Raw genomic sequence first — 23,863 nt, forward strand, 5'->3', positions numbered from 1 at the left:
GCAACCTGGAACGTCAATTCCCTCAAGGTTCGCCTGCCGCATTTACTTGACTGGCTGGCTGCGCGCCAGCCCGATGTAGTGTGCCTGCAGGAAACCAAGCTGGAGGACGGAAAATTTCCGTGTGACGAAATCATGGCTATCGGCTATCAAGTCGTTTATGCCGGGCAAAAAACCTACAATGGCGTCGCCATCCTCAGCAAACAACCGTTACTGGAGGTGACTGTCGGCATGGCAGGTTACGACGATCTGCAGCAAAGGGTTCTCGCCGCCACGATCAATGGCACTCGGGTAATCTGCGTGTATGTGCCGAATGGTCAAAGCGTGGATTCGGACAAGTATCAATACAAGCTGGCCTGGCTGAAAGCGCTTACAGGGCTGCTTCGCAATGAACTCGCGCGCTACCCGAAACTGATCGTGCTGGGTGATTACAATATCGCCCCCGATGACCGCGATGTGCACGACCCGGCAGCCTGGGTCGGCTCGGTGCTGGTATCCGAAGCGGAACGCGCGGCATGGCAAGGCTTGCTGGCGCTCGGACTGAAAGACAGCTTTCGGCTGTTCGAGCAGCCCGAACAAACTTTCAGCTGGTGGGATTACCGCATGGCTGCATTCCGGCGCAATATGGGGATGCGCATTGACCATATCCTGCTCTCCGAGGCCTTGGCACCCACTTGTACCGCATGCGTTATCGATAAGGACATACGCAAACTGGAACGACCCTCCGACCATGCGCCTGTGGTGGCAGAACTCGCCGGCTAACGCCGCTATGTTTGTCGGCGCGCCTGCATGGCGTTGCTCAGAACAGCTCGCGTCGCCGCATCCAGAAGACGCTCGGCCAGCGGAAAAATTTCGCGCTCTTCCACGGCGATATGCGCGCGTGTCAGTACCACGAAGGATTGCACAGCGAGGTCGGCTGGCGCACCCCTGGAAATGGCCAGCAAAGCCGCTTCCATCTCTATCCATAGCTGGTCCAGTTCGCGATGCTGGGCTATCAGCTTTTCCAGCCCCTGATGCTGGATGGCCGGAAAGGCGGAATGGGCACGCAGTGCCGGAAACAGATCACGCTCTTCATCCTGATGGTGCAATGGCGCGGCCACCTGAAAATAACGCAGAATGCGCACCGCCGCCTGTTGCGCATCTTCATCTGCTCCATGCTGCCGCAGGTGCGATACCAACCGTTCCAGCGTATCGCAATGGCCGAGGATGCGTTCATGGCAGGCACGTAGCAGCCCTATTGGATCATCGAATCCCGGCGCTGGTTTGGGCATCAGTTGCATGGGCTACTCTCCTGGTTGTATATGTAGCGGGATGACCATACCGTTCTTGCGCGGCTTGGACCATAGCACCGGCCAGATGCGCACGGTAAACACCAGAAGCGACAACCAGATCAGCGCACCGCCGGCGATAACCACTGGATAGACACCCATCAGGAAACCGGCGCTGTATGCCAGCAACCCGGCATGCACCAAGCCCATCTGTAGCCACGGCCACTTACCCATCAGGATAGGACTGCCGGTAAACCGCGGCAGCATGTGCGCGGCCAATCCATAGATCAGCATCAGCATGAAGCCCACCGTGACGAGATGCAGCGCCACCGGGCGCGCCGGACCGTCGGTCAGCAGAGTGCCATTAATAGCCAGCCCAAGTCCGCCCAGCATCAGATAGACCATGGCCCCCAGCATGAACAGGCGATTATCCGGCGACAGCGTAAGACCGGCGTGCTGCATGTTCGTTTTCTGCTTGGCGGGTGCGGTGGCCACCCAATCGCGTGCTTCCGCAAAGGTTTGCACACCGATGCCCTTCAGTTCGCCGTCGATCACCACGGCCGGGATGGTCTTCAAACGCAGCCGGCTCACCAGGGCGCGCCCCTCCGGCTGCCCCATATCCAGCACCGAAAATTCGATATCCTTTTCCTCGGCCACCTCGCGCCAGATTTTTTCTGACTGATGGCAGGAAGCGCACCATTCCGAAACCAGCAATTCGACTTTCATGTTTGTTCCCTAATCCTGGCAGCGCATGCACTGCACGTCATAACGCTCTATCCACGCCTTGAGCGCTTCCTGTGCGGCGTTGCCGGTGGTGAGATGCGTCAACGCGGTGCTCGGGTCGTCCGGCTTCATGCGCACCAGCCAGGCGTCGTGGTAGGGATCGATATTGATCAGGTTGGGGTTGGCCAGGACCGTCTCGTTACGCGCCACGATCACGCCGGGGAACGGTGCCGGTATACCGCCCGCCCATTTACCCGACTCCAGCCGCGCCATCGGTTTTTTCCATTCGCGATGGGTGCCGATATTCTTGATCCATACATACTGCACCTTACCCGACATGGTTTGCGATGGATCGGTGAGACCGATGGTGTAGGTGCCATCTTCTTCCGGGCGCACCCATACGTAGTCCAGGTCGTAATAAAGGTCTTCCGGCAACTCACAGCCGCGGTGTTCCGACATGATTATCTCCAGGGTCCGTTGGGTTTGACGGTAAACAGCATATTGATACCGAATAACGCTATGGCGAAATAGGTGATAGCGCCGCCCACCAGCACCAGCCAATTGAGCATGCTCAACCAACCGACTATCATGAGCGGCAAACCGGCGTTGGCGAGATAGAGTTGCCAGTTCGCCATGCGTTCCGAATATAATGCATTACCGGAAAATCGCGGCAGCACATGCAGCGCCACGCCATAGATAAACATCAGCATGAATCCGAGCAACATAATGTGCCCATGCATGCGCGCTACGTTGCCGGGAATCAGACCCGGCGCAATAAGCCAGGTGAGGGCAACCAGCCCGCCCAGCAGGCCATAAATGAGTGAAATGGTAATAAACCAGCGGTTACGCTTGTGCATAATAAAAACCTTGTTAAATTTGGAATCATCCTATCCCGCTTGATTTATTAATACCTTGATCTAGATCAAATGTCCATGCCCACTACGCCTGATATCAAGGATTTCCGCCTCGCTTATCTGTTCCGCGATCTGGATCGAGCGCTGCTTGTGCAAGTCGCGGAACGTGCCCGCTGGCGTGAGCTGGAAGCTGGCGAACCGTTGTTTGCGAAGAATGATCCGGGTAACCGCTTTTTCTTGGTCAAAACAGGGACAATCAAGCTGTTTTTATTAGCCGAAGACGGGCAGGAACATGTCATGGAACTGATCGGACGCGAGCATCTGTTCGCCGAGGCGGTGATGTTCATGGGCGGACGCTACCCCGTTCACGCCAGCGCCTTGGAGGCGACCCGGCTGATCGCATTTGACGCTGATTTTTTCCTGGGACTGTTACGCTGCGATGCGGATTTATGTCTTGCGCTGCTGGCGGCAATGAGCCGGCGCGTACATGGCTTGGTAACGGAAATCGATCGCCTCACCTTGCAAACCGGAGTGCAGCGCTTTGCTCAATACCTGCTGGCGCAGCCGGCGCAAAAAAGTGCGGCTACTCGCACTGTGCGGTTGCCCGCGTCGAAGCAAACCATCGCTTCGCTGCTGGGTATCCAGCCAGAAACACTGTCGCGCATCCTGTCCAAGCTGCGCGACGAGGGTTTGATCCAGGTCAATGCTGAAACCGTCGTGGTACTCAAACCCGATGCGCTGAGCCGTATCTCCTGAAATATTCATCACACCATGTACGGTTCATGGCATGCATCAACGCTGTGGACCAGCGTCCGCATTATTCAACAGGCGCATCCTTGCTTTCCAGACCCAGATCCTGGATTTTTCGGGTCAGGGTATTGCGCCCCAGGCCCAACAGATTGGCGGCCTCAATACGCCGGCCACCGGTGTGCTTAAGTGCAACGGTGATCAGGGTTTTCTCGAATTCCTGGGTGAGTCCTTCAATAATCCCCACCTCACCGCGCCCTAATGCGGCGTCCGCCTCGCGTGCCAATGAGTGCGCCCAGTTGCCTCCGGCAGGTGCCTGACCCGCTGCGCCCAGCAATTCGGGCGGCAAATCGGCGACATCAATATTTTGTCCGGGCGCCATTACAGTGAGCCAATGGCAAACGTTTTCAAGTTGGCGGACGTTGCCGCTCCAGGCAAGCTGGCTCAGATGCTTGAGCGCTGCATCGGAAAGCTTTTTCGGTTCCACGCCTTGCTCACGCGCAGTCTTTTGCAAAAAATGACGCGCCAGGATAGGAATGTCCTCGCCACGTTCGCGCAGTGCTGGCAAGCGCAGTCGAATCACGTTCAAACGGTGATAGAGATCCTCGCGGAACAGTCCTTCCTTTACCCGGTTATCCAGATTCTGATGGGTCGCGGCAATCACCCGCACATTCACCTTGATCGGCTGATGACCGCCCACGCGATAAAACTGACCATCGGCCAGCACCCTGAGCAGGCGTGTTTGCAGCTCCGGCGGCATATCGCCGATTTCATCCAGAAACAGGGTGCCGCCGTCGGCCTGCTCAAACCGGCCACGACGCTGGGCTTGCGCGCCGGTAAAAGCACCGCGCTCGTGTCCGAACAATTCGGATTCCAGCAAATCTTTGGGGATCGCCGCGGTATTCAACGCAATGAAGGGTTTGGCTGCGCGCGGACTGTGGCGGTGCAGGGCCGACGCGACCAGTTCCTTGCCGCTGCCGGACTCGCCGGTAATCAACACTGTGGTGTGGGACTGCGAGAGGCGGCCAATGGCGCGGAACACCTCCTGCATGGCGGGTGCCTGACCAAGAATTTCCGGTACCGCTTCATTCGGCACAGCGGCAGTCTCGTCTTCTCGCAGGCTTTCGTCGATAGCACGGCGGATCAGTTCGATGGCATGATCCACATCGAATGGCTTGGGCAGATATTCAAACGCACCGCCTTGAAATGCCGCTACAGCGGACTCCAGATCGGAATAGGCGGTCATGATAATCACCGGGAGACGCGGATAGCGCTCTTTGAGCCGTTGCAGCAAATCCAGCCCGGAAGCGCCAGGCATGCGGATGTCGCTCACCACGACTTGTGGCGAATCTTTTTCCAGCGCCGCTTCGGCTTCCTGCACCGAGGAAAAACTTGCAAACGGGATTTCTTCGCGCTTCAGGGCTTTTTCAAACACCCAGCGTATGGAACGGTCATCGTCGATAATCCAGACAGGTTTCATCATGATTTATTCAGTTCTCTTTATTTCCGTTTGCTCCCAACGGCAGCAGCAGGGTAAAACAGGTATGCCCGGGGCGACTATCCACTTCTATCGTGCCCTGATGCTGATGCACGAATGTCTGTGCCAGCGTCAGGCCAAGGCCACTGCCGCCTTCACGGGCCGATACCAGTGGATAAAAAATGCGTTCGCGCACCGATTCCGGTATCCCCGGGCCATCGTCAATAATCTGGATTTGCACTGCAAGAGGATGGCGTTTCATGGTCAACGTCACTTGCCTTGCAATGCGCGTGCGCAGTACAACTTCACCTTTACCGTGTAGCGCCTGAACTGCGTTGCGCACAATATTCAGCGTGGCCTGGATGAGCTGTTCGCGATCTCCGGTAATCTCAGGAATACTGGTGTCATAATCGCGCCGAATCTTGAGTCCGCTCTGCGTTTCGGCCAGCACCAGGCTGCGTACCCGTTCCAGCACTTCCAGAATGTTGACCGCACTGATTTGCGGTAGCCGGTGGGGCGTGAGCAATCGATCCATCAGGGATTGCAAACGGTCGGACTCCTGAATGATTACCTGCGTATATTCACGCGTTTCCTTGGGCAACTCGTGCTCCAGCAACTGCGCCGCACCACGGATACCACCCAGCGGATTTTTAATTTCATGCGCGAGATTGCGAATCAGTTCACGATTGGCCTGTTGCTGTAACAGCATACGCTCATCCCGGGCAATTTTGAGTTGCTGGTCCATCGGATGAAATTCGATCATGAATGCCACCGGCGCATTTTCCAGCGGCGTCACCGTACAACTCACCTGCAGACGATTGGTGTTCACTTCCAGGACCAGTTCATGCTCGGTAAAACTGGCATTGTGTGAAAGCGCGTAATCAAGGGCCGAGTGTAACTGCTTTGGAGAATTAAACAGCGCGTCCAGTGACAGGCCATTTGCCTGGCCGGCAGAAAGCCCGAGCAGGTTTTCGGCGGCCGGATTCAGGTAGCGCGTCTGACGCATCTCATCCAGCGCCAGCACTGCGGTGGCCAAATGCTCCAGCCCCATCAACTGATGGCCTATAGCATGCATGGAGGAAGGCTGAGTTTGGGTAGTTTGAGTGGACGCATCTAACGTGTCTAAGCAAATAGCACGCCAGAAAAAACGTGCGGTTATTTAATGCTGGCCAGCTCTTTTTTCAAAGCGCGGATGTTGTCTTCGTGGCGCTTGACACTATCACGCAGTTTGTCTGTGCGTTCACGCCAGCTTGCACTGCCGGCCTGTTCCCCGCTACGCAGTGCTTCACCTGTTTTTTGCGCGGCGACCGCTTCAGCCAGGTTATGCTCTTCGGTACGCAACTCATCCTGCAAAACCGTACGCCGCAAATCATCACGCTTGCGCTGCGTACTGCTGTCCACACGCGGGAAATCGGTGGGTGTACTTGTTTCCTTGGCACGTGCGGCCGGGGCGGCAGGCGTATCCACGGGCCCCAGATTCAGTTTTTTGGCCCCGCGCCTGGGCAAGTTGGTATAAGTAACCTGGCCAGATTCATCCACGTATTTGTAAATTTCAGCGTGGACAGGGAGACTAACGATCAAACCAATGATAAGGAGGGCTGCTTTCATATCCGGAACCGGTAAAAACATACACACTATAACGGCTAAGACGGCTTAGAGTTTATGGCAAATAAAGGCTGTAAACAATCGATGCACAAAAAAAGGGCGGGTAAATCCCGCCCTTTTTAGGATGACAGCGCCGGTTTAGAGCGAGTAGTACATTTCAAACTCGACCGGATGGGTCGTCATGCGGAAACGTGTGACTTCCTCCATTTTCAGTTCGATGTAGGCATCGATCATCTCGTTGGAGAATACGCCGCCACGGGTCAGGAACTCGCGATCCTGATCCAGGTTTTCCAGCGCCATTTCCAAAGAATGGCAGACTTTTGGGATCTTGGCTTCTTCTTCCGGTGGCAGGTCGTACAGATTTTTGTCGGAAGCGTCGCCAGGATGAATCTTGTTCTGGATACCGTCCAGACCCGCCATCATCAGTGCGGTAAAGGCCAGGTAAGGATTGGCGGAAGGGTCAGGAAAACGCACTTCGATACGGCGTGCTTTTTCGCTTGCCACATGCGGAATACGGATCGAGGCCGAGCGGTTCTTGGCGGAGTAGGCCAGCATCACCGGCGCTTCAAAACCGGGCACCAGGCGCTTGTAGGAGTTGGTGCCGGGATTGGTGATGGCGTTCAGTGCCTTGGCATGTTTGATAATGCCGCCGATGTAATACAGTGCTGTTTCAGACAGTCCGGCATAGCCGTTACCGGCAAACAGGTTTTTACCGTCTTTCCAGATGGACTGGTGCACATGCATGCCGGAACCGTTGTCACCAACGATAGGCTTGGGCATGAAGGTTGCTGTTTTGCCATATGCATGAGCCACGTTATGCACCACATATTTCAGGATCTGGGTCCAGTCGGCACGCTTGGTCAGGGTGCTGAACATGGTGCCAATTTCGCACTGCCCGGCAGTGGCAACTTCGTGGTGATGCACTTCCACAGGTACACCCATGTCTTCGAGTGCCAGGCACATGGCGGAACGAACGTCTTGCAGGCTGTCGACGGGCGGGACCGGGAAGTAGCCGCCTTTCACGGTGGGGCGGTGACCCATGTTACCGCCTTCGTATTTTTCTCCGGAACTCCAGGCGGCTTCCTCGGAATTGATTTTGACCGAAGTGCCCGACATGTCGGTATGCCAATTCACGGAATCAAAAACGAAAAATTCGGGTTCCGGGCCGAAATAAGCGGTGTCGCCAATGCCGGTGGATTTGAGGTAAGCCTCGCCGCGCTTGGCGATGGAACGCGGATCGCGGTCATAGCCTTTCATGTCGGTCGGCTCGATCACGTCGCAAGTCAAGAGTAGCGTGGATTCATCCATGAATGGATCCATGCGGGCGCTGTCCGGATCCGGCATCAGGATCATGTCGGAAGCTTGAATGCCTTTCCAGCCGGCGATGGAAGAGCCGTCGAACGCATGGCCGTCTGTGAATTTTTCTTCGTTGAGCTGTTTCACAGGCACGCTGACGTGCTGCTCTTTGCCACGGGTATCGGTAAAACGAAAGTCAACGAATTTCACATCGTTTTCTTTGACCATTTTCATTACATCGGCTACCGCCATTTAAATCTCCTCATTGAGTTGCGTTTGCGTAAAAAACGGATGCACTTTCCCGCTGGGGCATTGTTTGAGCAGAAAACATGCCAGCAAAAATGAATCCCATACCATGGTGCTCGCAGCAAGTGGTCTGTGCGCCGCCTTTACCAAGTACCGGACGTCGGCCGGATGAGCGGCCGCCCAAGACTGGCAATTGTGCCACAAGCGCTTTCATCTCTGAAACAAAAAACGCGCCCTGTTTTTGGGCGCGCCCAAACTATTGCGCCCAATTTTGGTGCGCACAATGCGACGTGCCTGTCTGATTTAATCTGACTATACTCAAATCAGGATTTTACAACACACCTCAAGGAATCCACCATGCCCACCATCAGCAACATTCTCGAGCGCGCGCAACAACGCGGCAAGCTGGCGGGCTTGCCTTATGCCGGTGCCCTTATGCCCACCGAAGCTTATTTCATTTTGTCCCATGCACCCGGAGCTCGCCTGGTGGACGTTCGCTCGCATGCAGAATGGGATTTGGTGGGCGAAATTACCGGCGCCGTGCAACTGGAGTGGCAGGCTTATCCGGGCTGGATACCGAACGCATACTTTATGCAACAGCTCAAGCAACAGGTGGATATGGAAGCACTCGTCATGTTCATTTGCCGCAGCGGCGAACGCTCGCACCAGACTGCCCTGGTGGCACATGGTGCCGGTTATACCGAAGTTTACAATGTGCTGGAAGGCTTTGAAGGCGCCAAGAGCGCGGACGGCATGCGCGGCCAGGGCTGCGGCTGGAAAGCCGCAGCCCTGCCATGGAAACACCGCTAATCCGGCAATTTCCGCTAGAATCGCCTTGGCCCATTTTCAGTGAATCGTCATGCCCCATCTTTATGCGGTTATCGGCAACCCGATCGAGCATTCAAAATCACCGCGCATTCACGCTGCTTTCGCCCGTGAAACCGGCCAGGATATCGTCTATGAGCGTATCCTCGCGCCGCTGGATGGGTTTGCCGACACCGTCAATGCCTTTCGCCATTCAGGAGGCGCCGGGGCAAATGTCACCGTGCCCTTCAAGGAGCAGGCCTTTGCTTTGGCTGACCAGCTGTCCGAGCGCGCACGACTAGCGGGCGCTGCCAATACCCTGAAATTTACCGGCACGGGCATCGAGGGCGACAACACCGATGGCGCCGGGCTGGTAGCCGACATCACTCGCAATCTCGGCTTCAGAATTGCGCATAAGCGGCTGCTGATCATGGGCGCGGGCGGCGCGGCGCGCGGCGTTGCACTGCCGCTGCTTGCCGAACATCCGGCGCAGCTGACCTTTGCCAACCGCAGCATCGACAAAGCACTGTTGCTGCAGCAACAATTCACGCCTTACGGAGCAGTGGCGGCTTGCGATTATCCTGCCCTGAATGGGTTGCAGTTCGACCTGATAATCAATGCCACCTCAGCCAGTCTGACCGGCGATGCGATACCGTTGCCGCCCAATCTTTACGCACACGGCAGTCTGGCCTACGACATGATGTACGGCATCGGGGAAACAGCATTTCTTGCGCATGCGCGTAGTGAGGGTGCGACGCAATGTGCGGATGGGCTGGGGATGCTGGTAGAACAGGCGGCGGAGGCGTTTTTTGTGTGGCGCAAGGTACGTCCGGCTACCGCGCCGGTTATCGCCATGCTGCGTAAGCCCACATAATGGGCAAATGGATACAGCGTGGGCTGCTTGGCCTGTTTTTGCTGGTGCTGGGTTATCAATTGTGGATTTTTGGTCATGTGTGGTGGTGGGTAGACCACAATCCGGCCAACAGCGCGTTCATGGATGAGCGGCTGGATATTCTGCAACAGAACAATCCGGATGCAGAATTGCGTCACAAATGGGTGCCGTATGCAAAAATATCCGGCAATCTCAAGCGCGCGCTGGTCGCAGCAGAAGATGCGCGCTTTCTCCGCCATGATGGCTTTGACTGGGAAGGGATCCAGTACGCGGCTGAAAAAAACCTGAAAAAAGGCAGGATCGTTGCAGGCGGCTCAACCATCAGCCAGCAACTCGCCAAAAACCTGTTTTTGTCAGGCAAGCGTACGCCCTGGCGCAAACTTGAAGAGGCGGTCATCACTGTAATGCTGGAACAAATGATGCCCAAACGCCGTATTCTGGAAATCTACATGAACGTCATCGAATGGGGCAATGGCGTATTCGGCGCTCAAGCCGCAGCGCATTATTACTACCACAGTTCGGCTGCCTCGCTGTCACCGGCCCAGGCCGCCAAGCTCGCCGCAATGGTACCGAATCCGCGCTACTATGACGCCCATCGCAATGCGCGCGGCTTGTTGCATCGGGCAGCCATCATTCAGGCGCGCATGGGCTCAGCAGTCATTCCGCGATAAATTAAATTTAATGCATCGTCTGGCCACCCAGGCCACGCACCTGCGCAACGACATTCACTGTTTCGCGCTTTTTATCGGCTGTTTGGATGATGAGCTTGATAGGGACTGTTTCACCCTCTTTGAAGGGTTGTTTTAGATCGAATAGCATCAGGTGGAAACCGCCCGGCGCCAGCTTTACAGTTTCCCCTTTGGGCAATGCCAGCGTCCCGACTTCACGCATTTCCATCACGCCGTGATTCATCCCCATGAGATGAATTTCCATACGGCCGGCAGCCGGACTCTGAACCTTCACCAGCGTGGCATTTACCGGACTGGCAATCTGCATATAGGCGCCCGCCACCTGCTGACCCGGTGCTGTTGCACGCATCCACGCATTCTCTACTTTTATGTTGGCTGCCATTGCAGTCTGAGCCAGCAACAGCAAACCCAGCATTATGAATCGTTTCATCATCGACATCCTCTAATTTAGGTTTTGGATTGCAGCTTTACACACGCTCGACCTCGACAAAGATACGTGTTTAGGCAAGAAGATGGTATGAATCTGCGTGCGACATATTGCCTCATCTCGACAGGATGCGGCATCGTGTCACATAGGGCATCGCGGTCCCGGCCAGTATGATGGAGCCTGTTTTCGATCCCACGGGAATGCATTGTAATGACCTACCTATCAAGCAAAATCGGTTATCTGACTGTCTGCGTGGCACTGCTTGCCCCCACGTCGGCACTGGCATGTTCCAGTTGCGGGTGCACCTTGAGCCCGGATTGGGAAAACCAGGGATTATCCAGCACGCCGGGGTGGCGGGTGGACTTGCGTTACGACTATATCAACCAGAATCAATTACGCCATGGCAGTGGCACGGCCAGCAATAGCGATATCGCGACTGCGCTGACCAATGGCACGGTAGCTGAAACCGAGCAAATAACCACCAACCGTTATTACACATTGGGCATTGATTATTCTCCTGATCGTGCCTGGGGATTCAACCTTCAGGTTCCGTACGTTGATCGCAATCATGCCACACTGAGTGCAGGCGACAGCGAGAATACCTACTCGCATACCCAAAGCATCGGCGACATCAAGCTGATAGCGCGTTATCAGGGGTTTTCTCCTGACGGGGATACCGGTATCCAGTTCGGCCTGAAATTACCGACCGGCAAACATGATTACAGCTTTTCCAGCGGGCCCGGCGCGGGCACGCCACTGGATCGCAGCCTGCAGCCGGGTAGCGGTAGCACGGATCTTATCCTGGGCGTCTATCGCTATGGCACGCTGAATAAAAACTGGGACTGGTTCGCGCAGGGCCTGTTTCAGGCATCCATCAAAACCCTGCATGGCTATCGCCCCGGCAATGCACTGAATCTCAATACCGGCGTACGTTACATGGCGTTCGACAAGATCGTGCCGCAATTGCAAATCAATGCGCAGACACGTCAGCGTGATGCCGGGGCGAACGCGGATCCTGCCAATACTGGCGGCAAGCTGGTTTATCTGAGTCCGGGTCTCACGGTCGCCCTCAACAAGTCCACCAAAATTTACGGCTTTATCCAGATACCGGTTTATCAATATGTTGAAGGCCTGCAACTGGCGCCGCGCTGGAATGCATCGGTGGGATTGAACTTCAGTTTGTAGGCGGCGTTTTCAGATAAGGTAGAACAAATTCGTCCAGGCTGCTTGCAGTGATGGGCTGCTCGCCCGACCAGTCCGTTTTACGCAACACGCCTGTACGATCAATCACAAATGTCAGCGGTAGCCGCCAGATTCGCCCATAGGCCTCCATGCGGGCATCGGAAATCAACCCCACCGGGTACGTGTAGGCTGTCGCTACCGCCCGTACTTTGGCTTCGTCGCCAAGGCCATCCATACTGACCGCAATAATCTCCAAGCCCTCTTTCTGGTACTGCCGGTAGTACTGTTCGAGTACCGGCATTTCTGCCTGGCAGGGTGGGCACCAGGTTGCCCAAAAATTCAGCACCACAACCTTGCCTTGCAGGCTGGCCAGACTCAGCACACGCCCATCCAGCATTTTCACGGTGAATGCCGGCGCTGCCGTGCCGACGCGCAAACTGTCCGCCTGCACCGGCAGCGTAGTGACCACTGCCAGCACCACCATCAATAAAATACGCGCGATTCGATGCATGGCTGCTCCTGGATAACGGGTTGATATTCGCCAGTTTACCTGCTGTAACGCTGGCCTTGCCTGCGACCAATTGTCGCTGCGTGCCTGCCCACGCAGGGGCGTACAATTGCATGCCATGACGCTTACCAACCGTTTCCTTACCGTGCCTGTCAACGGCATGTTACGCCGCCTGTTTGTGCTGCGTCTGTATGCCATTACTGGACAATTACTGGCAATCACCGGCGTCAACTTTGCTCTCGACATCCGGCTTCCGCTATTTCCCATGTTAATGGTGGTCGCGTTGATGGCGCTGCTCAATCTCGCAACCTGGGCAAGGCTGAGACAGCCCTGGTCAGTTACTGCCATGGAGTTCTTTGCCCAGCTACTCGTGGATGCGATGGCGCTGGCCGTGCTGCTGTTTTATAGCGGCGGCTCGACCAATCCTTTTGTTTCGCTCTATCTATTGCCGATCATCATCGCCGCAATTACGCTGCCTGCGTTATATGCCTGGATAATCACAATTTTTTGCCTGACTGCGTACAGCCTGTTGATGTTCTTTTATTTGCCGTTACACATGCCGCACAGTGCAGCGGCCTTTGCTTTGCATGTCGCCGGGATGTGGCTCAATTTCATTGCCAGCGCACTCCTGATCACCTTTTTCATTGGCCGCATGGCTGCCTCGATTCGCAGCCGCGAACGCGAGCTGGCGGAAGTGCGTGAAACCGGTTTGCGCAACGAAAAGATTGTAGCGCTGGGTAGCCTGGCTGCAGGCGCAGCCCACGAGTTATCCACCCCGCTGGCCACCATGGCGGTCGTTGCCGGTGAGTTGCAATACGAACACGGCGGCAATCCGGCATTGATCTCGAATCTCCAGATTCTGCGCGACCAGATCACCGCCTGCAAAGCCATACTCAATCGGCTCACCGCCACTGCGGGCGCGGAACGTGCCGAAGACGCGCGCTTGCTGACTGTCGACGCCTATCTTGATGAATTGGTCACACAGTGGCAATTGATGCGCCCCGCGGCTTGCCTGCAAACCCGGTGGGAAGGCGCGCGTCCTGCGCCACACATCCTGGCTACGGCAACACTAGGCCAGGCACTGCTCAGCCTGTTTAACAATGCCGCCGATGCCGCCCCGGCTGTGGAACTGGAAGCGCGCTGGGACCGCCAGACCTTGACGCTTGATATCCTCGACCGTGGTCAAGGCTTTGACCGCGAGGCTGCCGCCCGCGCCGGCGAAGTATTTTTTACCACCAAGCAGGCGCAGGGCGGGTTCGGACTGGGTTTGTTCCTGGCCAATGCCACCGTCGAACGCTTGGGTGGCAGCGTACGCATGCTGTCGCGTGAAGGCGGCGGCGCGCACATACTGGTACGTCTGCCCTTGCAGGTGCCGTCCGCACCATGACCGGGCATGTCCCTGGCCTGCTGCTCGTAGACGACGATGCCACATTCCGTGAGGTCTTGACGCGTGCACTTACCCGGCGTGGCTACCAGGTCAGTAGCGCTGCCAATGTGGCGGCAGCGCTACTGCTGGCCGAACACAGCCCGCCGGAATACGCAGTGGTGGACTTGAAAATGCCCGGCGAATCCGGCCTGCAGCTGGTAGCGCGCCTGAAACAGCTGAATGAACATACGCGCATTGTCATGCTCACCGGCTATGCCAGCATTGCCACCGCCATCGAAGCGATCAAGCTCGGCGCCACCCATTACCTCGCCAAGCCAGCGGACGTGGATGAAATTGTGAGTGCACTACAACGTGGAGCCGGCGATGCCAATATGGCGTTAAGTTCGCGTCCGCCGTCGGTGGAGCGAATGGAATGGGAACACATTCAGCGTGTCCTCAGCGAAAATCACAACAACATTTCCGCCACTGCACGCGCCCTCAACATGCATCGGCGCACGCTGCAGCGCAAGCTGGGGAAACGCCCGGTGCGCCAATAAACCTCCCCGTTTCAACGCCCGCTGCGCCTGACGCTTATTACCAGCACCCCGGCCAATACCAGCATCGAACCAATGGCTTGAGTAAAGGATACGCCCTCGCCTAAAAACACCCATGCCAGGTATATCGTGGACACCGGCCCGACGGCTCCGATCAGCGCAGTTTTACCAGCACCGATACGGCGCATGGCGGCTGAAATCAAAAACGCGGGCAGGATGGTGGAAACCACGGCCATCGCCAGTGTCAGGTAATACACTCGCTTACTCAGCATCAGATCATGCAATGGATGCGTCACGGCAAATTGCAACATGCTGGCCAAGCTCGCCACCGTCATGGCGTAAGCGGTAAAGCGGGTTGCACCAATACGCGCAATAGTATGATTTGCGCCGATCAGATAAATCGCATAGGCGAGGGCGCTGCCAAATACCAGCAGCGCGCCCATCGACATGCCGCTCCCGCGCATTCCGGCATCATGCACGAAGACCAGCGCGATGCCCGCATAACTCAATAACAGGGCGAACCGTTCACGCGGCTTGATGGATTGCCGGTACAGCCATGCAGACAGCACCACGACCATGGTTGGATAAAGATACAGAATCAACCGCTCCAATCCTGCAGAGATGTACTGCAAGCCAAGAAAATCCAGATAGCTGGCGAGGTAATACCCGATCAATCCGAGTCCCAGTACGGCAAACCAGTCATGCCGGGTTAACGCGGTTGGCGACTTGTGAAATTTTGTCCAAACAGCTACCGCCAGAAATACCGGCACCGAGAAAGCCATGCGCAGCGCCAGCAACGTAATTGCATCCACGCGATCGACATACGCCAGTTTGACCAGAATGGCTTTGGCCGAGAATCCAACGGCGGCCAGCAACGCGAACAATCCGCCGGTGAGTGCATGCTGCCGAATGGCATCGGGTTTGATTGAGTTTGCCACCTGGACCCTTTCGAATAGTGCAGGTCTATGGCGGACAAGACAATCGCAGCAAAGACCTGCGATTGTTTTCTGATTTAAATCAATGAAAAGCGACCGCAGTGGTGGAGTATTTCCACATCCACAGTCGTTTGGATACGCATTGGGCTACATCGTATTGAGGGTTTGCTGTCATGATTGCAAAGTTACCTGTGTGCACTTGCTGTGTCAATTTAAGCTGCGTGTCGACGGTACGGATAAAACTCATCGCCTACCCGGCTCATGCGTGACTGGTGAAAACGTATTTTGTCGGCCCCTGTAAATTGGCCGTCTATCTCGCTGTATGCCTGCGCTGCCCAGGCTTTGTCACGGAAGCATTCTGTTATGCCTTCCACCCAGCGCAGCTTGTCGGCAGGGGTGACCTGTGCCTGACCACAGGCTTCGTAAATCTTGCGTAATTGCGCTTCAGACAACTCGTATGACTTAAGGCGATCGACTAATTGCAGTGCGGCATCCCCGGTTATGCACTTTGCTGCTGCTTGCAGGTAGAGCGCTTCAGCACCCGCAGCATCGCCCACCAGAGCCGTAAGATGGCCGATGTGGGCGAGGGCATAGTGATCCTTGGCGCTGGCGCGCGCGTCGTTAAGCAGCGCCGTTCCCCACACCGTATCACCCAGGTCGGCAATCACCGCTTGCGCCAGCTTGGTAAAATCATAAACGCTGGCATTGCAGGCCTTCAGCCTGGCTTCCCAGTCTTTCAGGTAAGCACGTGCCTTTTCAAGGCCAAGTTCCGGGTGATGCGACAGGTGTGCTGCCGTGTGCGCGACTTCCTTGAACCAGATGAAATCGGTCGTTTTGGCGGCGGATTCGTCCAGCAGGCGCGTCAGCCAGGCGGTATCGTCGGTGTGTTTATCTACGGCCACAATCAGCGGCTGGGTGCGGCTGAACTGGAATGGCTCTTCCGCCAGCATTTTTTCCGCGCGGTCGAGCAATTTGGCCGCATAGAACGGATCGGCCAGTTCCACAGCCACCCGCTCGGCCAGATGTAATGTGGCCTTGACGCTCGACAGGGCGTTTTCCAGGGTCTGGAATTCGACGTAACGCGCCTGATTGGCAATACGTTTTTCCAGTTTTTGCTTGCCGCGCTCAAGGCGGGGCGAATCTTCGGCGAAATGACGCGCCGTGGCGTCCACGACTTTCTGCATTTCATCTGCACTGGTTACCTTGTCCTCGGCAGCGTCCAGTGTCTTGCTCGCATTGGCCTTGTCCCCAACCGCCATGAACCCATCGGTGAGCGAAAGAAGTTCGGGCGTGGTAGTGGCCAGGCCGGCCATTTTTTCCAGGATGAGTTTGACGAATCCCTCGTCCTTGGCCGCCTGTGCGGCTTCCAGTAATTTGGCGAGGCTTTGCACGTCGCCGCTACTCTCCAGCACCTTGGTGTAAAGCGGTTTGGCTCGCGCAGGATCATTCATGGAATTGGCAAGCAGCAGCAGATCTGCGGGAGTGCTCAGCTTGGCGGCCGCGCGTTCGTACAATTCACCCAGATACCCCGCATCGCCCAAATCGGCGGCAGCTGCCTGAGCCAGCTTGACGTATTCCGCTGCGCGAGCGGCAACCGTTTCCGCCTTCGCCTCGGCCTTGGCATAGATTTTTTTGGCGAACTCCTTGTCGCCAATCACGGCCAGCATGGTTTTCGCCAGCTCCAGCAATGGCGCCACATTGGCAATTTCCTTCAACGCCTGTTCGTAAGCAGTGACTGCGCCTGCTTTGTCATTCAGCACCTTGAATTTGCCTTCGGCCAGGGCGATTTGCTCTTCGCCACTCATGCAATAGTCCTCTGCCTGCTGCATGAGCTCGGCGGCTTGCGTATCGTCGCCCAGCGCCTTGTACACCGTGGCGATCGCGACCAAATCCTTGGTGAACTGACAATCGCCGGCAATATCGTCCACCAGTTTTTTGGCGTATTCGGCATCGGCGGGCTCCATCAGCGCCTCTTGCGCCAGTGCCGCCCAGTCTTCCGGGCTGTTACAGGATGCTTCTTTAGCGCTTAGCGCATCGCGGGTGGCCATTCTGGTCTCCTGAGTTTATGAGTTATGCCGGTATTCTACCGAGATGTACCGTATATGTTGAGCGGCGCTTTTTATGGCGCCATATCGATGGCTTATGCGGTATCCAGGATCTACGTTTGCAACAGCGTTTGACCCATAGATAACCTCGTTATATAATAAAATATATATCGATATTGGCCCATAATTTCAGTCATCTTTATTGAACAGCAGGGACCCCAAAATGCTTACACGTGGTTTTAATTGCGCGCTGCTCGTTACTTTAATTACCTTTAATTTACCAGCCAGCGCGGGTGAGGTTCAGGTTGCCGTGGCTGCCAACTTCACCGCTCCAATGAAAATCATCGCCGCAGACTTTGAAAAAGCCACGGGCGAAAAAACGGAATTGTCATTTGGTTCGACCGGGGAACTGTATACCCAAATCCGGAATGGCGCGCCTTTCGAAGTGTTTCTTGCCGCCGATGAGGCCACACCGGCCAAGCTGATAAAAGAGGGCCGCGCGCTTGCGGAAAGCCGTTTTACTTATGCGACAGGGTCCCTGGTGTTGTGGTCAGCCAAACCGGGTTTTGTCGATAACGAGGGTGCCGTGTTGAAAAAAAGCGCTTTCGCCCATCTCGCGCTGGCGGCGCCAAAACTGGCGCCTTACGGCGCCGCAGCCATTGAAACCTTAAGCAAAATCGGCCTGCTGGACGCGCTTTCTCCCAAGTTCGTGCAGGGTGAAAGTATTGGCCAAGCGTATCAGTTTGTCAGTACCGGCAATGCTGAAATCGGCTTTGTCGCGTTGTCTCAAGTCTATGCAAACGGCAAGCTCACCAGCGGCTCGGTATGGATTGTTCCTTCAAACCTGTATCAGCCCATTCGCCAGGACGCCGTCATTCTAACCAGGGGCAAAAACAATCCAGCCGTCCGCGCCCTGATCAAATTTCTCAAAACCAAGCAAGCTCAAGACGTGATCAGGTCCTACGGATATACCCTGTAGAATCGCGAATCTGGTCGATATATTCCGGCGCGATTCATGACTTTCGACAACCCCGATCTCGCGGCCATCTGGCTAACCGTCAAGCTGGCCGCACTCACCACCACCATCCTGATTTTAATCGGCACACCCATTGCCTGGTGGCTGGCGCATACACGCTCATGGTGGAAAGGCCCGGCAGGCGCGCTGGTCGCCATGCCCATCGTGTTGCCGCCTACGGTGCTGGGGTTTTACCTGCTGATTGCGATGGGCCCGGACGGCCCTGTAGGCCACCTTACCCAGTCACTGGGACTGGGACTTCTGCCGTTTACTTTCTGGGGGCTGGTGGTGGCTTCGGTATTTTACTCGCTGCCTTTTGTCGTGCAGCCGATACAGAACGCTTTTGAAGCCATCAGCGAACGCCATGCCGAAGCGGCGGCGACACTACGCGCCTCGCCGCTGGATACATTCATCACGGTGATGCTGCCTCTCGCCAAGCCCGGCTATCTGACCGCGATGGTCATGGGGTTCGCGCATACAGTTGGCGAATTCGGTGTGGTATTGATGATCGGCGGCAACATTCCGAATAAAACGCGTGTGGTATCGGTGCAGATTTACGACCATGTAGAAGCAATGGAATATATGCATGCGCACGCGCTTGCAGCGAGCATGGTGATTTTTTCCTTTTTGGTCTTGTTGGGCTTGTATACGCTCAATCCTACCGGCCGACGCAAATGAATTCGCTTATCCGCGCCAGTTTCAAGCTCGATTACAGCACATTTTCTCTGGATGTTGACCTGGAACTGCCAGGGCGCGGGGTAACAGCCCTGTTCGGGCCTTCAGGTTCAGGGAAAACCTCGCTGTTGCGATGCATAGCAGGACTGGAACATGCTCCGGATGGTTTTTTGCAAATCAATGGCAGCATCTGGCAAGACCCGGCCCAACACATTTATGTACCCACCTACCAACGCCCCTTGGGTTATGTGTTTCAGGAAGCAAGCCTTTTTCCACACCTTGATGTCCGCCGCAATCTGGAATATGGCATGAAACGTGTGCCGGTCTCCGAGCGCCGCGTTTCGCTGGATCACGCCATCCAGTTATTGGGCATTGGTGCATTGCTGGCACAAAAACCCGACACGCTTTCCGGCGGGGAGCGCCAGCGCGTCGGCATCGCCCGTGCGCTGACTGTGAGCCCGAAAATTCTGCTCATGGATGAACCGCTTGCGGCGCTTGACCTGGCCCGCAAACAGGAAGTTTTACCGTATCTGGAACGTCTCCAGGCTGAACTGGAAATACCCATTCTGTATGTGAGCCATGCGCCGGACGAAGTCGCCCGGCTTGCCAATCATATCGTCGTCATGGACGGTGGCCGGGCGCTGGCAAATGGGCCATTAGGCAAAACCCTGGCACGCCTCGATTTGCCGATTCGTCTGGGTGAGGATACGGGTGTCGTGATTGACGCCCGCGTCGGGACACGCGACGAGGAATGGCACCTGTTGCGTGCCGATTTTGATGGTGGCAGTTTATGGGTACGGGATATGGGTACGCCCATCGGCGCGCCAGTCCGGGTGCGCATTCTGGCGCGCGACGTGAGTCTGGCGTTGGTGCGCCCCGAGCAGACCAGCATTCTCAACCAGCTGGCGGGCAGGGTCGTTGCGTTAGCCGACGATACTCATCCCAGCCTTGTGCTGGTTCGCCTGCAGGTGGGAAGCACGCCACTGCTGGCGCGCGTAACCCGGCTTTCCGCCAGTCTGCTCGGTTTGGCGCCGGGCAAAGAAGTGTGGGTACAAGTCAAATCCGTCGCCTTGCTGGGTTAACGCGCCCCTTACAGGATATAGCGCACCAGATCTTCGCTGATGGCCAGATTTTTCAGCCGCGCATCGACAAAATCCGCATCCACATTCACCAGTTGGCCCGCGTATTTTCCGGCATCGAACGAGACCTCTTCCAGCAGACGCTCCATTACCGTGTGCAAACGGCGTGCACCAATGTTTTCGGTGGTTTCATTGACTTGAAAAGCGATTTCCGCAAGGCGGCGTATGCCATCCGGCGTAAAACTGACTTGCATGCCTTCGGTAGCAAGCAGCGCCTGGTACTGACGCGTCAAACAGGCGTCGGTGGCGGTGAGAATGGCTTCGAAATCCTGCACCGACAGCGAGTCCAGCTCAACCCGGATGGGAAAGCGGCCCTGCAATTCGGGGATGAGATCCGATGGCTTGGCCAGATGGAAAGCGCCACTGGCGATAAACAGGATGTGATCGGTATTGACCATCCCGTATTTGGTGGTGACGGTCGTACCTTCCACCAGCGGCAATAAATCACGTTGCACTCCCTGACGCGAGACTTCACCTCCGCCGCCTTCATTGCGGCTGGTGATTTTGTCAATCTCGTCAAGGAACACAATGCCATTTTGCTCGACGCTGTTTAGCGCTCGTTGCTTGATGTCTTCCTCGTTCACCATCTGTGCAGCTTCTTCTTCGGTGATGATCTTCAGCGCCTCGGCGATTTTCAGCTTGCGGGTTTTGCGCCGCCCGCCACCCATATTCTGGAACATGCCCTGGATCTGGCTGGTCAGGTCTTCCATGCCCGGCGGCGCGAATATCTGCGCACTTGCCTGCATGGCGGCAACATCGATCTCTATCTCTTTATCATTCAGCTCTCCCTCGCGCAGCATCTTGCGAAATTTCTGGCGCGTCGCGGAATCTTCCGGTTTCGCAGTCGTTTCAGCGTCCAGATGGTATGCCACATCTCGGGCCGGCGGCAGCAAGGCGTCGAGTATGCGTTCCTCGGCAGCGTCTTCGGCACGCATTTTGTGCTTGGCCATGTCCTGTTCACGCAGGTCCTTGATCGCAGTTTCCATCAGGTCGCGAATGATGGAATCCACATCGCGTCCCACATAGCCCACTTCGGTAAATTTGGTTGCTTCTATCTTGATGAACGGTGCATCAGCCAACCTTGCAAGGCGGCGCGCGATTTCTGTCTTGCCAACGCCTGTAGGGCCAATCATCAGGATGTTTTTGGGAGTAATCTCGTGGCGCAACGGTTCTGCCACCTGGGCGCGCCGCCAGCGGTTGCGCAATGCGACGGCGACGGCGCGCTTGGCCGCATTCTGGCCAATAATGTGTTTATCGAGTTCGTGGACGATTTCTTGCGGAGTCATCTGAGACATGGTTATTCAAGCACTTCGATCACATGATTCTGATTGGTATATATGCACAGGTCGCCGGCTATCGCCAGTGATTTGGCGACGACGTCGCGCACGTGCAGATCCGTATTTTCCAGCAGCCCGCGTGCGGCAGCCTGGGCGTAGGCACCACCGCTGCCGATAGCAACGATGCCGTATTCCGGCTCCAGCACATCGCCGTTCCCGGTAATGATCAGCGAGTGCTCACTATCCGCTACGGCCAGCATGGCTTCGAGGCGTCGCAAGATACGATCGGTGCGCCAATCCTTGGCAAGCTCCACCGCCGAGCGTAGCAAATTTCCCTGGTGCTGATCCAGCTTGGCTTCAAAGCGCTCAAACAGGGTAAACGCATCGGCGGTACCGCCCGCAAACCCTGCCAGTATTTTTTCCTGATACAGACGGCGTACTTTGCGTGCCGTGGATTTGATGACGATGTTGCCCAAGGTAACCTGGCCGTCGCCACCCAGTGCGACCTGATTGCCGCGCCGTACCGACAGGATGGTCGTACCGCGATATTGCTCCATAAATTGGCTTTCTGCGATGAACGGTGAATTTTCTTGCGATGGGAGTTACGATGTTAAAAGCCTAGGTGGGGCCGTTGGCTGGTTTCTCAACCCCATGTGATTAATATTATGGTTATATTTAACCGGTCTTGCGTCGTACGACCTCTGCCATTTCGTCAACGCCCATGACGATCAGAACAACGTTGACCATTTCGTTACCACCCACAATGCGCACACGTTTTCCCGCCTGTAGCAGACTCATTAGCACTTCCATGAACAGGTTGACGCTGGCGAATTCGACACGTTGCACATCGGCCAGATCCAGTTCCACTTCTGCGTGTTTGGCTGCAAAGGTGCGAAACTCCTCGAAGCGTGCGGCACTGCCGCCATTGATGATGCCGTGCATTGCGAAAACATTGCCCGAGCCGCCTTCGGCAACCTTGACCGTTTCTAACGGAGCGATGCTTTGTGCCACTGCGGCGGGTGTTTCCCAGGACGGCGGAGAGACTTCGAAACGCACGGCATAATCAACGGCGAGGTCTTCAAATTCATCCTGTTTTCCCTGCACCTGATAGAGCTGCAATAAAAGCAGCCAGTGCGCAGGTTCACTCTGACCCGCATCTCCTGTGTGTTGCTGGAGTAGGCTGATCAGTGCGCCGCTGGCGATTTGTAACTGGGCACGATTTTTTTGCAGATGGGCCAGTGCGTCTTTGAGCAACCGGCTGCCAGCAGGCGTAATGGCGTTGATGCCGGACAGGTCGAGCTGGATGGCTCCCTGGCCTGCGGCGCTTTGCAATAGCGTGATGCGGTCGGCACTGTTTTCGTCAAGGTTGCCTTTCAGGCTGAAAAGCTGGCCGCTCGATTTCGTTGCGTCTGCCGAGTTGCTTTTTCCGGACTGTTTTATCGTTGCCGCATCCACCCATACTGGCGGCGATGTTTCACGCTTTACGGCGTAATCAAGTGCCAATCGGTCAAACGCTTCACGCTGCCGGGTCATTCGATACAGGTCGAATAACATCAGCCACTGCGCGTCTCCAGCCTGTTCGCTTGCCAGATAGGTTTTGAGCAGGGCGATTGCATCATCGGCCCGATCACTGGCATACAGCATGGCCGCCTCTTCAATGCCGGGAGCAAGTTTTGCTCCGGTTTCCACGACATCAATTCCACCCTGTGTCGGTGCGGCGTCGAAATGCTCTTCGGTGAGCGGCTCCTGATTAATAGCCTCAATTGCTTCGACTTTGCCTGATTTTTTGACAGGAGTCGGCTTGCTCTTGTCTTTACGAAAAAACGAAAAATCCAATTTTAGGGTACCTGGCTAACGCACCTGCGGCCGTTGTGGGGCCCAACATCAACAGATAGCGGCTGACTTGCGTTTAAACTTTATACTGATAATAGATGTTAAGCATAACAAATATCAAGCGCACGGAGTCAAGCATCGCCATGCCACCGACTTGATGCGGTAGACAAGGATGGCACGCAGAATTAAGTGACCCCCGGCAAAGCCGGGGGTTTATTAGGTGAGCGCCTCAAAGGCGCTCTAAAACCATGAGCCGCCCAAGGCGGCTACACGCCCAGTTTCATCTGATCGTAGCGCTCATCCTCTGCT

The 23,863-nt window shown here is 56.0% G+C and carries 26 protein-coding genes; 11 read left to right on the forward strand and 15 right to left on the reverse strand.

The genetic code is table 11. The features are described 5' to 3' along the window. On the forward strand, positions 1–759 hold a 759-nt coding region (gene xth, locus ACYCZJ_RS14625), incomplete at its 5' end, for an exodeoxyribonuclease III (RefSeq protein WP_461554967.1). Between the two features lie 5 nt (positions 760–764). Here xth and ACYCZJ_RS14630 read toward each other — a convergent pair. The 4 genes from ACYCZJ_RS14630 to ACYCZJ_RS14645 are packed head-to-tail and all read right to left on the reverse strand — an operon-like array spanning position 765 to position 2,845. After that, positions 765–1,277, reverse strand: a complete 513-nt coding sequence (locus ACYCZJ_RS14630) for a hemerythrin domain-containing protein (RefSeq protein ID WP_461554968.1) — start codon at positions 1,275–1,277, stop codon at positions 765–767. Positions 1,278–1,280: 3 nt separating this feature from the next. After that, positions 1,281–1,991: a thioredoxin family protein gene (locus tag ACYCZJ_RS14635; RefSeq protein ID WP_461554969.1), complete on the reverse strand. Its 711-nt coding sequence runs from the start codon at positions 1,989–1,991 to the stop codon at positions 1,281–1,283. A gap of 9 nt (positions 1,992–2,000) precedes the next feature. Next, positions 2,001–2,447, reverse strand: coding sequence for a biotin/lipoyl attachment domain-containing protein (locus ACYCZJ_RS14640; protein WP_461554970.1), 447 nt, complete (start codon positions 2,445–2,447; stop codon positions 2,001–2,003). Positions 2,448–2,449: 2 nt separating this feature from the next. Then, entirely contained in the window at positions 2,450–2,845 is a 396-nt protein-coding gene (locus ACYCZJ_RS14645; RefSeq protein WP_461554971.1) for a hypothetical protein, read from the reverse strand. 69 nt (positions 2,846–2,914) lie between these two features. Here ACYCZJ_RS14645 and ACYCZJ_RS14650 point away from each other — a divergent pair, with 69 nt between their 5' ends. Beyond that, complete coding sequence (locus tag ACYCZJ_RS14650) at positions 2,915–3,598, forward strand: Crp/Fnr family transcriptional regulator (protein ID WP_461554972.1); 684 nt, start codon at positions 2,915–2,917, stop codon at positions 3,596–3,598. Positions 3,599–3,659: 61 nt separating this feature from the next. On the opposite strand, the gene ntrC is transcribed toward ACYCZJ_RS14650, so the two are convergent. The 4 genes from ntrC to glnA all read right to left on the reverse strand — a co-directional run bounded on the left by ntrC (position 3,660) and on the right by glnA (position 8,219). Then, positions 3,660–5,069: a nitrogen regulation protein NR(I) gene (ntrC, locus tag ACYCZJ_RS14655; RefSeq protein ID WP_461554991.1), complete on the reverse strand. Its 1,410-nt coding sequence runs from the start codon at positions 5,067–5,069 to the stop codon at positions 3,660–3,662. A 10-nt stretch (positions 5,070–5,079) separates the two neighbouring features. Continuing rightward, a complete protein-coding gene (glnL, locus tag ACYCZJ_RS14660) occupies positions 5,080–6,141 on the reverse strand; it encodes a nitrogen regulation protein NR(II) (protein WP_461554973.1) in 1,062 nt (353 codons plus the stop codon). 80 nt (positions 6,142–6,221) lie between these two features. Beyond that, on the reverse strand, positions 6,222–6,674 hold the full coding sequence (locus tag ACYCZJ_RS14665) for a DUF4124 domain-containing protein (protein ID WP_461554974.1): 453 nt from the start codon (positions 6,672–6,674) through the stop codon (positions 6,222–6,224). Between the two features lie 135 nt (positions 6,675–6,809). Then, positions 6,810–8,219, reverse strand: coding sequence for a glutamate--ammonia ligase (gene glnA / locus ACYCZJ_RS14670; RefSeq protein WP_461554975.1), 1,410 nt, complete (start codon positions 8,217–8,219; stop codon positions 6,810–6,812). A 351-nt stretch (positions 8,220–8,570) separates the two neighbouring features. Here glnA and ACYCZJ_RS14675 point away from each other — a divergent pair, with 351 nt between their 5' ends. From ACYCZJ_RS14675 to mtgA, 3 genes are read left to right on the forward strand one after another with little or no spacing between them, the layout of a single operon-like run. Continuing rightward, complete coding sequence (locus ACYCZJ_RS14675) at positions 8,571–9,023, forward strand: rhodanese-like domain-containing protein (RefSeq protein ID WP_461554976.1); 453 nt, start codon at positions 8,571–8,573, stop codon at positions 9,021–9,023. Between the two features lie 49 nt (positions 9,024–9,072). After that, positions 9,073–9,891, forward strand: coding sequence for a shikimate dehydrogenase (aroE, locus tag ACYCZJ_RS14680; protein ID WP_461554977.1), 819 nt, complete (start codon positions 9,073–9,075; stop codon positions 9,889–9,891). Then, complete coding sequence (gene mtgA / locus ACYCZJ_RS14685; RefSeq protein WP_461554978.1) at positions 9,891–10,580, forward strand: monofunctional biosynthetic peptidoglycan transglycosylase; 690 nt, start codon at positions 9,891–9,893, stop codon at positions 10,578–10,580. The genes aroE and mtgA overlap by 1 nt, the downstream gene beginning before the upstream one ends. Before the next feature lie 7 nt (positions 10,581–10,587). On the opposite strand, the gene ACYCZJ_RS14690 is transcribed toward mtgA, so the two are convergent. Beyond that, entirely contained in the window at positions 10,588–11,028 is a 441-nt protein-coding gene (locus tag ACYCZJ_RS14690; protein ID WP_461554979.1) for a copper chaperone PCu(A)C, read from the reverse strand. Positions 11,029–11,235: 207 nt separating this feature from the next. Between ACYCZJ_RS14690 and ACYCZJ_RS14695 the strand changes: the two genes are divergently transcribed. Beyond that, positions 11,236–12,210 carry a transporter family protein gene (locus ACYCZJ_RS14695; protein WP_461554980.1) on the forward strand — a complete coding sequence of 325 codons (975 nt, stop codon included), beginning with the start codon at positions 11,236–11,238 and terminating at the stop codon, positions 12,208–12,210. On the opposite strand, the gene ACYCZJ_RS14700 is transcribed toward ACYCZJ_RS14695, so the two are convergent. Continuing rightward, positions 12,200–12,718, reverse strand: coding sequence for a peroxiredoxin family protein (locus ACYCZJ_RS14700; RefSeq protein ID WP_461554981.1), 519 nt, complete (start codon positions 12,716–12,718; stop codon positions 12,200–12,202). The genes ACYCZJ_RS14695 and ACYCZJ_RS14700 overlap by 11 nt on opposite strands. A 115-nt stretch (positions 12,719–12,833) precedes the next feature. On the opposite strand from ACYCZJ_RS14700, the gene ACYCZJ_RS14705 reads away from it, so the two are divergent. Together ACYCZJ_RS14705 and ACYCZJ_RS14710 are read left to right on the forward strand one after the other, a co-directional pair. Continuing rightward, a complete protein-coding gene (locus ACYCZJ_RS14705; RefSeq protein WP_461554992.1) occupies positions 12,834–14,102 on the forward strand; it encodes an ATP-binding protein in 1,269 nt (422 codons plus the stop codon). Then, positions 14,099–14,638 carry a response regulator transcription factor gene (locus ACYCZJ_RS14710; RefSeq protein WP_461554982.1) on the forward strand — a complete coding sequence of 180 codons (540 nt, stop codon included), beginning with the start codon at positions 14,099–14,101 and terminating at the stop codon, positions 14,636–14,638. The genes ACYCZJ_RS14705 and ACYCZJ_RS14710 overlap by 4 nt, the downstream gene beginning before the upstream one ends. Positions 14,639–14,649: 11 nt before the next feature. Here ACYCZJ_RS14710 and ACYCZJ_RS14715 read toward each other — a convergent pair whose 3' ends face one another. Together ACYCZJ_RS14715 and ACYCZJ_RS14720 are read right to left on the reverse strand one after the other, a co-directional pair. Further along, positions 14,650–15,573, reverse strand: a complete 924-nt coding sequence (locus ACYCZJ_RS14715; protein ID WP_461554983.1) for a DMT family transporter — start codon at positions 15,571–15,573, stop codon at positions 14,650–14,652. A 209-nt stretch (positions 15,574–15,782) separates the two neighbouring features. Beyond that, the gene (locus ACYCZJ_RS14720) at positions 15,783–17,618 is read right to left on the reverse strand and encodes a hypothetical protein (RefSeq protein ID WP_461554984.1); all 1,836 of its coding nucleotides are present in this window, start codon (positions 17,616–17,618) and stop codon (positions 15,783–15,785) included. A 220-nt stretch (positions 17,619–17,838) separates the two neighbouring features. On the opposite strand from ACYCZJ_RS14720, the gene modA reads away from it, so the two are divergent. The 3 genes from modA to modC are packed head-to-tail and all read left to right on the forward strand — an operon-like array spanning position 17,839 to position 20,387. Then, positions 17,839–18,594, forward strand: coding sequence for a molybdate ABC transporter substrate-binding protein (gene modA, locus ACYCZJ_RS14725; RefSeq protein ID WP_461554985.1), 756 nt, complete (start codon positions 17,839–17,841; stop codon positions 18,592–18,594). 36 nt (positions 18,595–18,630) lie between these two features. Then, positions 18,631–19,308, forward strand: a complete 678-nt coding sequence (gene modB, locus ACYCZJ_RS14730; RefSeq protein ID WP_461554986.1) for a molybdate ABC transporter permease subunit — start codon at positions 18,631–18,633, stop codon at positions 19,306–19,308. Then, positions 19,305–20,387 carry a molybdenum ABC transporter ATP-binding protein gene (gene modC, locus ACYCZJ_RS14735; RefSeq protein WP_461554987.1) on the forward strand — a complete coding sequence of 361 codons (1,083 nt, stop codon included), beginning with the start codon at positions 19,305–19,307 and terminating at the stop codon, positions 20,385–20,387. The genes modB and modC overlap by 4 nt, the downstream gene beginning before the upstream one ends. Positions 20,388–20,395: 8 nt before the next feature. On the opposite strand, the gene hslU is transcribed toward modC, so the two are convergent. The 3 genes from hslU to ACYCZJ_RS14750 form a co-directional block, all read right to left on the reverse strand. Then, the gene (hslU, locus tag ACYCZJ_RS14740; protein WP_461554988.1) at positions 20,396–21,739 is read right to left on the reverse strand and encodes an ATP-dependent protease ATPase subunit HslU; all 1,344 of its coding nucleotides are present in this window, start codon (positions 21,737–21,739) and stop codon (positions 20,396–20,398) included. A 2-nt stretch (positions 21,740–21,741) separates the two neighbouring features. Continuing rightward, positions 21,742–22,278 carry an ATP-dependent protease subunit HslV gene (hslV, locus tag ACYCZJ_RS14745; protein WP_461554989.1) on the reverse strand — a complete coding sequence of 179 codons (537 nt, stop codon included), beginning with the start codon at positions 22,276–22,278 and terminating at the stop codon, positions 21,742–21,744. Between the two features lie 118 nt (positions 22,279–22,396). Next, positions 22,397–23,557 carry an STAS domain-containing protein gene (locus tag ACYCZJ_RS14750; protein WP_461554990.1) on the reverse strand — a complete coding sequence of 387 codons (1,161 nt, stop codon included), beginning with the start codon at positions 23,555–23,557 and terminating at the stop codon, positions 22,397–22,399. Positions 23,558–23,863 lie beyond the last annotated feature (306 nt).

The sequence above is a fragment of the Sulfuriferula sp. genome, from assembly GCF_054605375.1.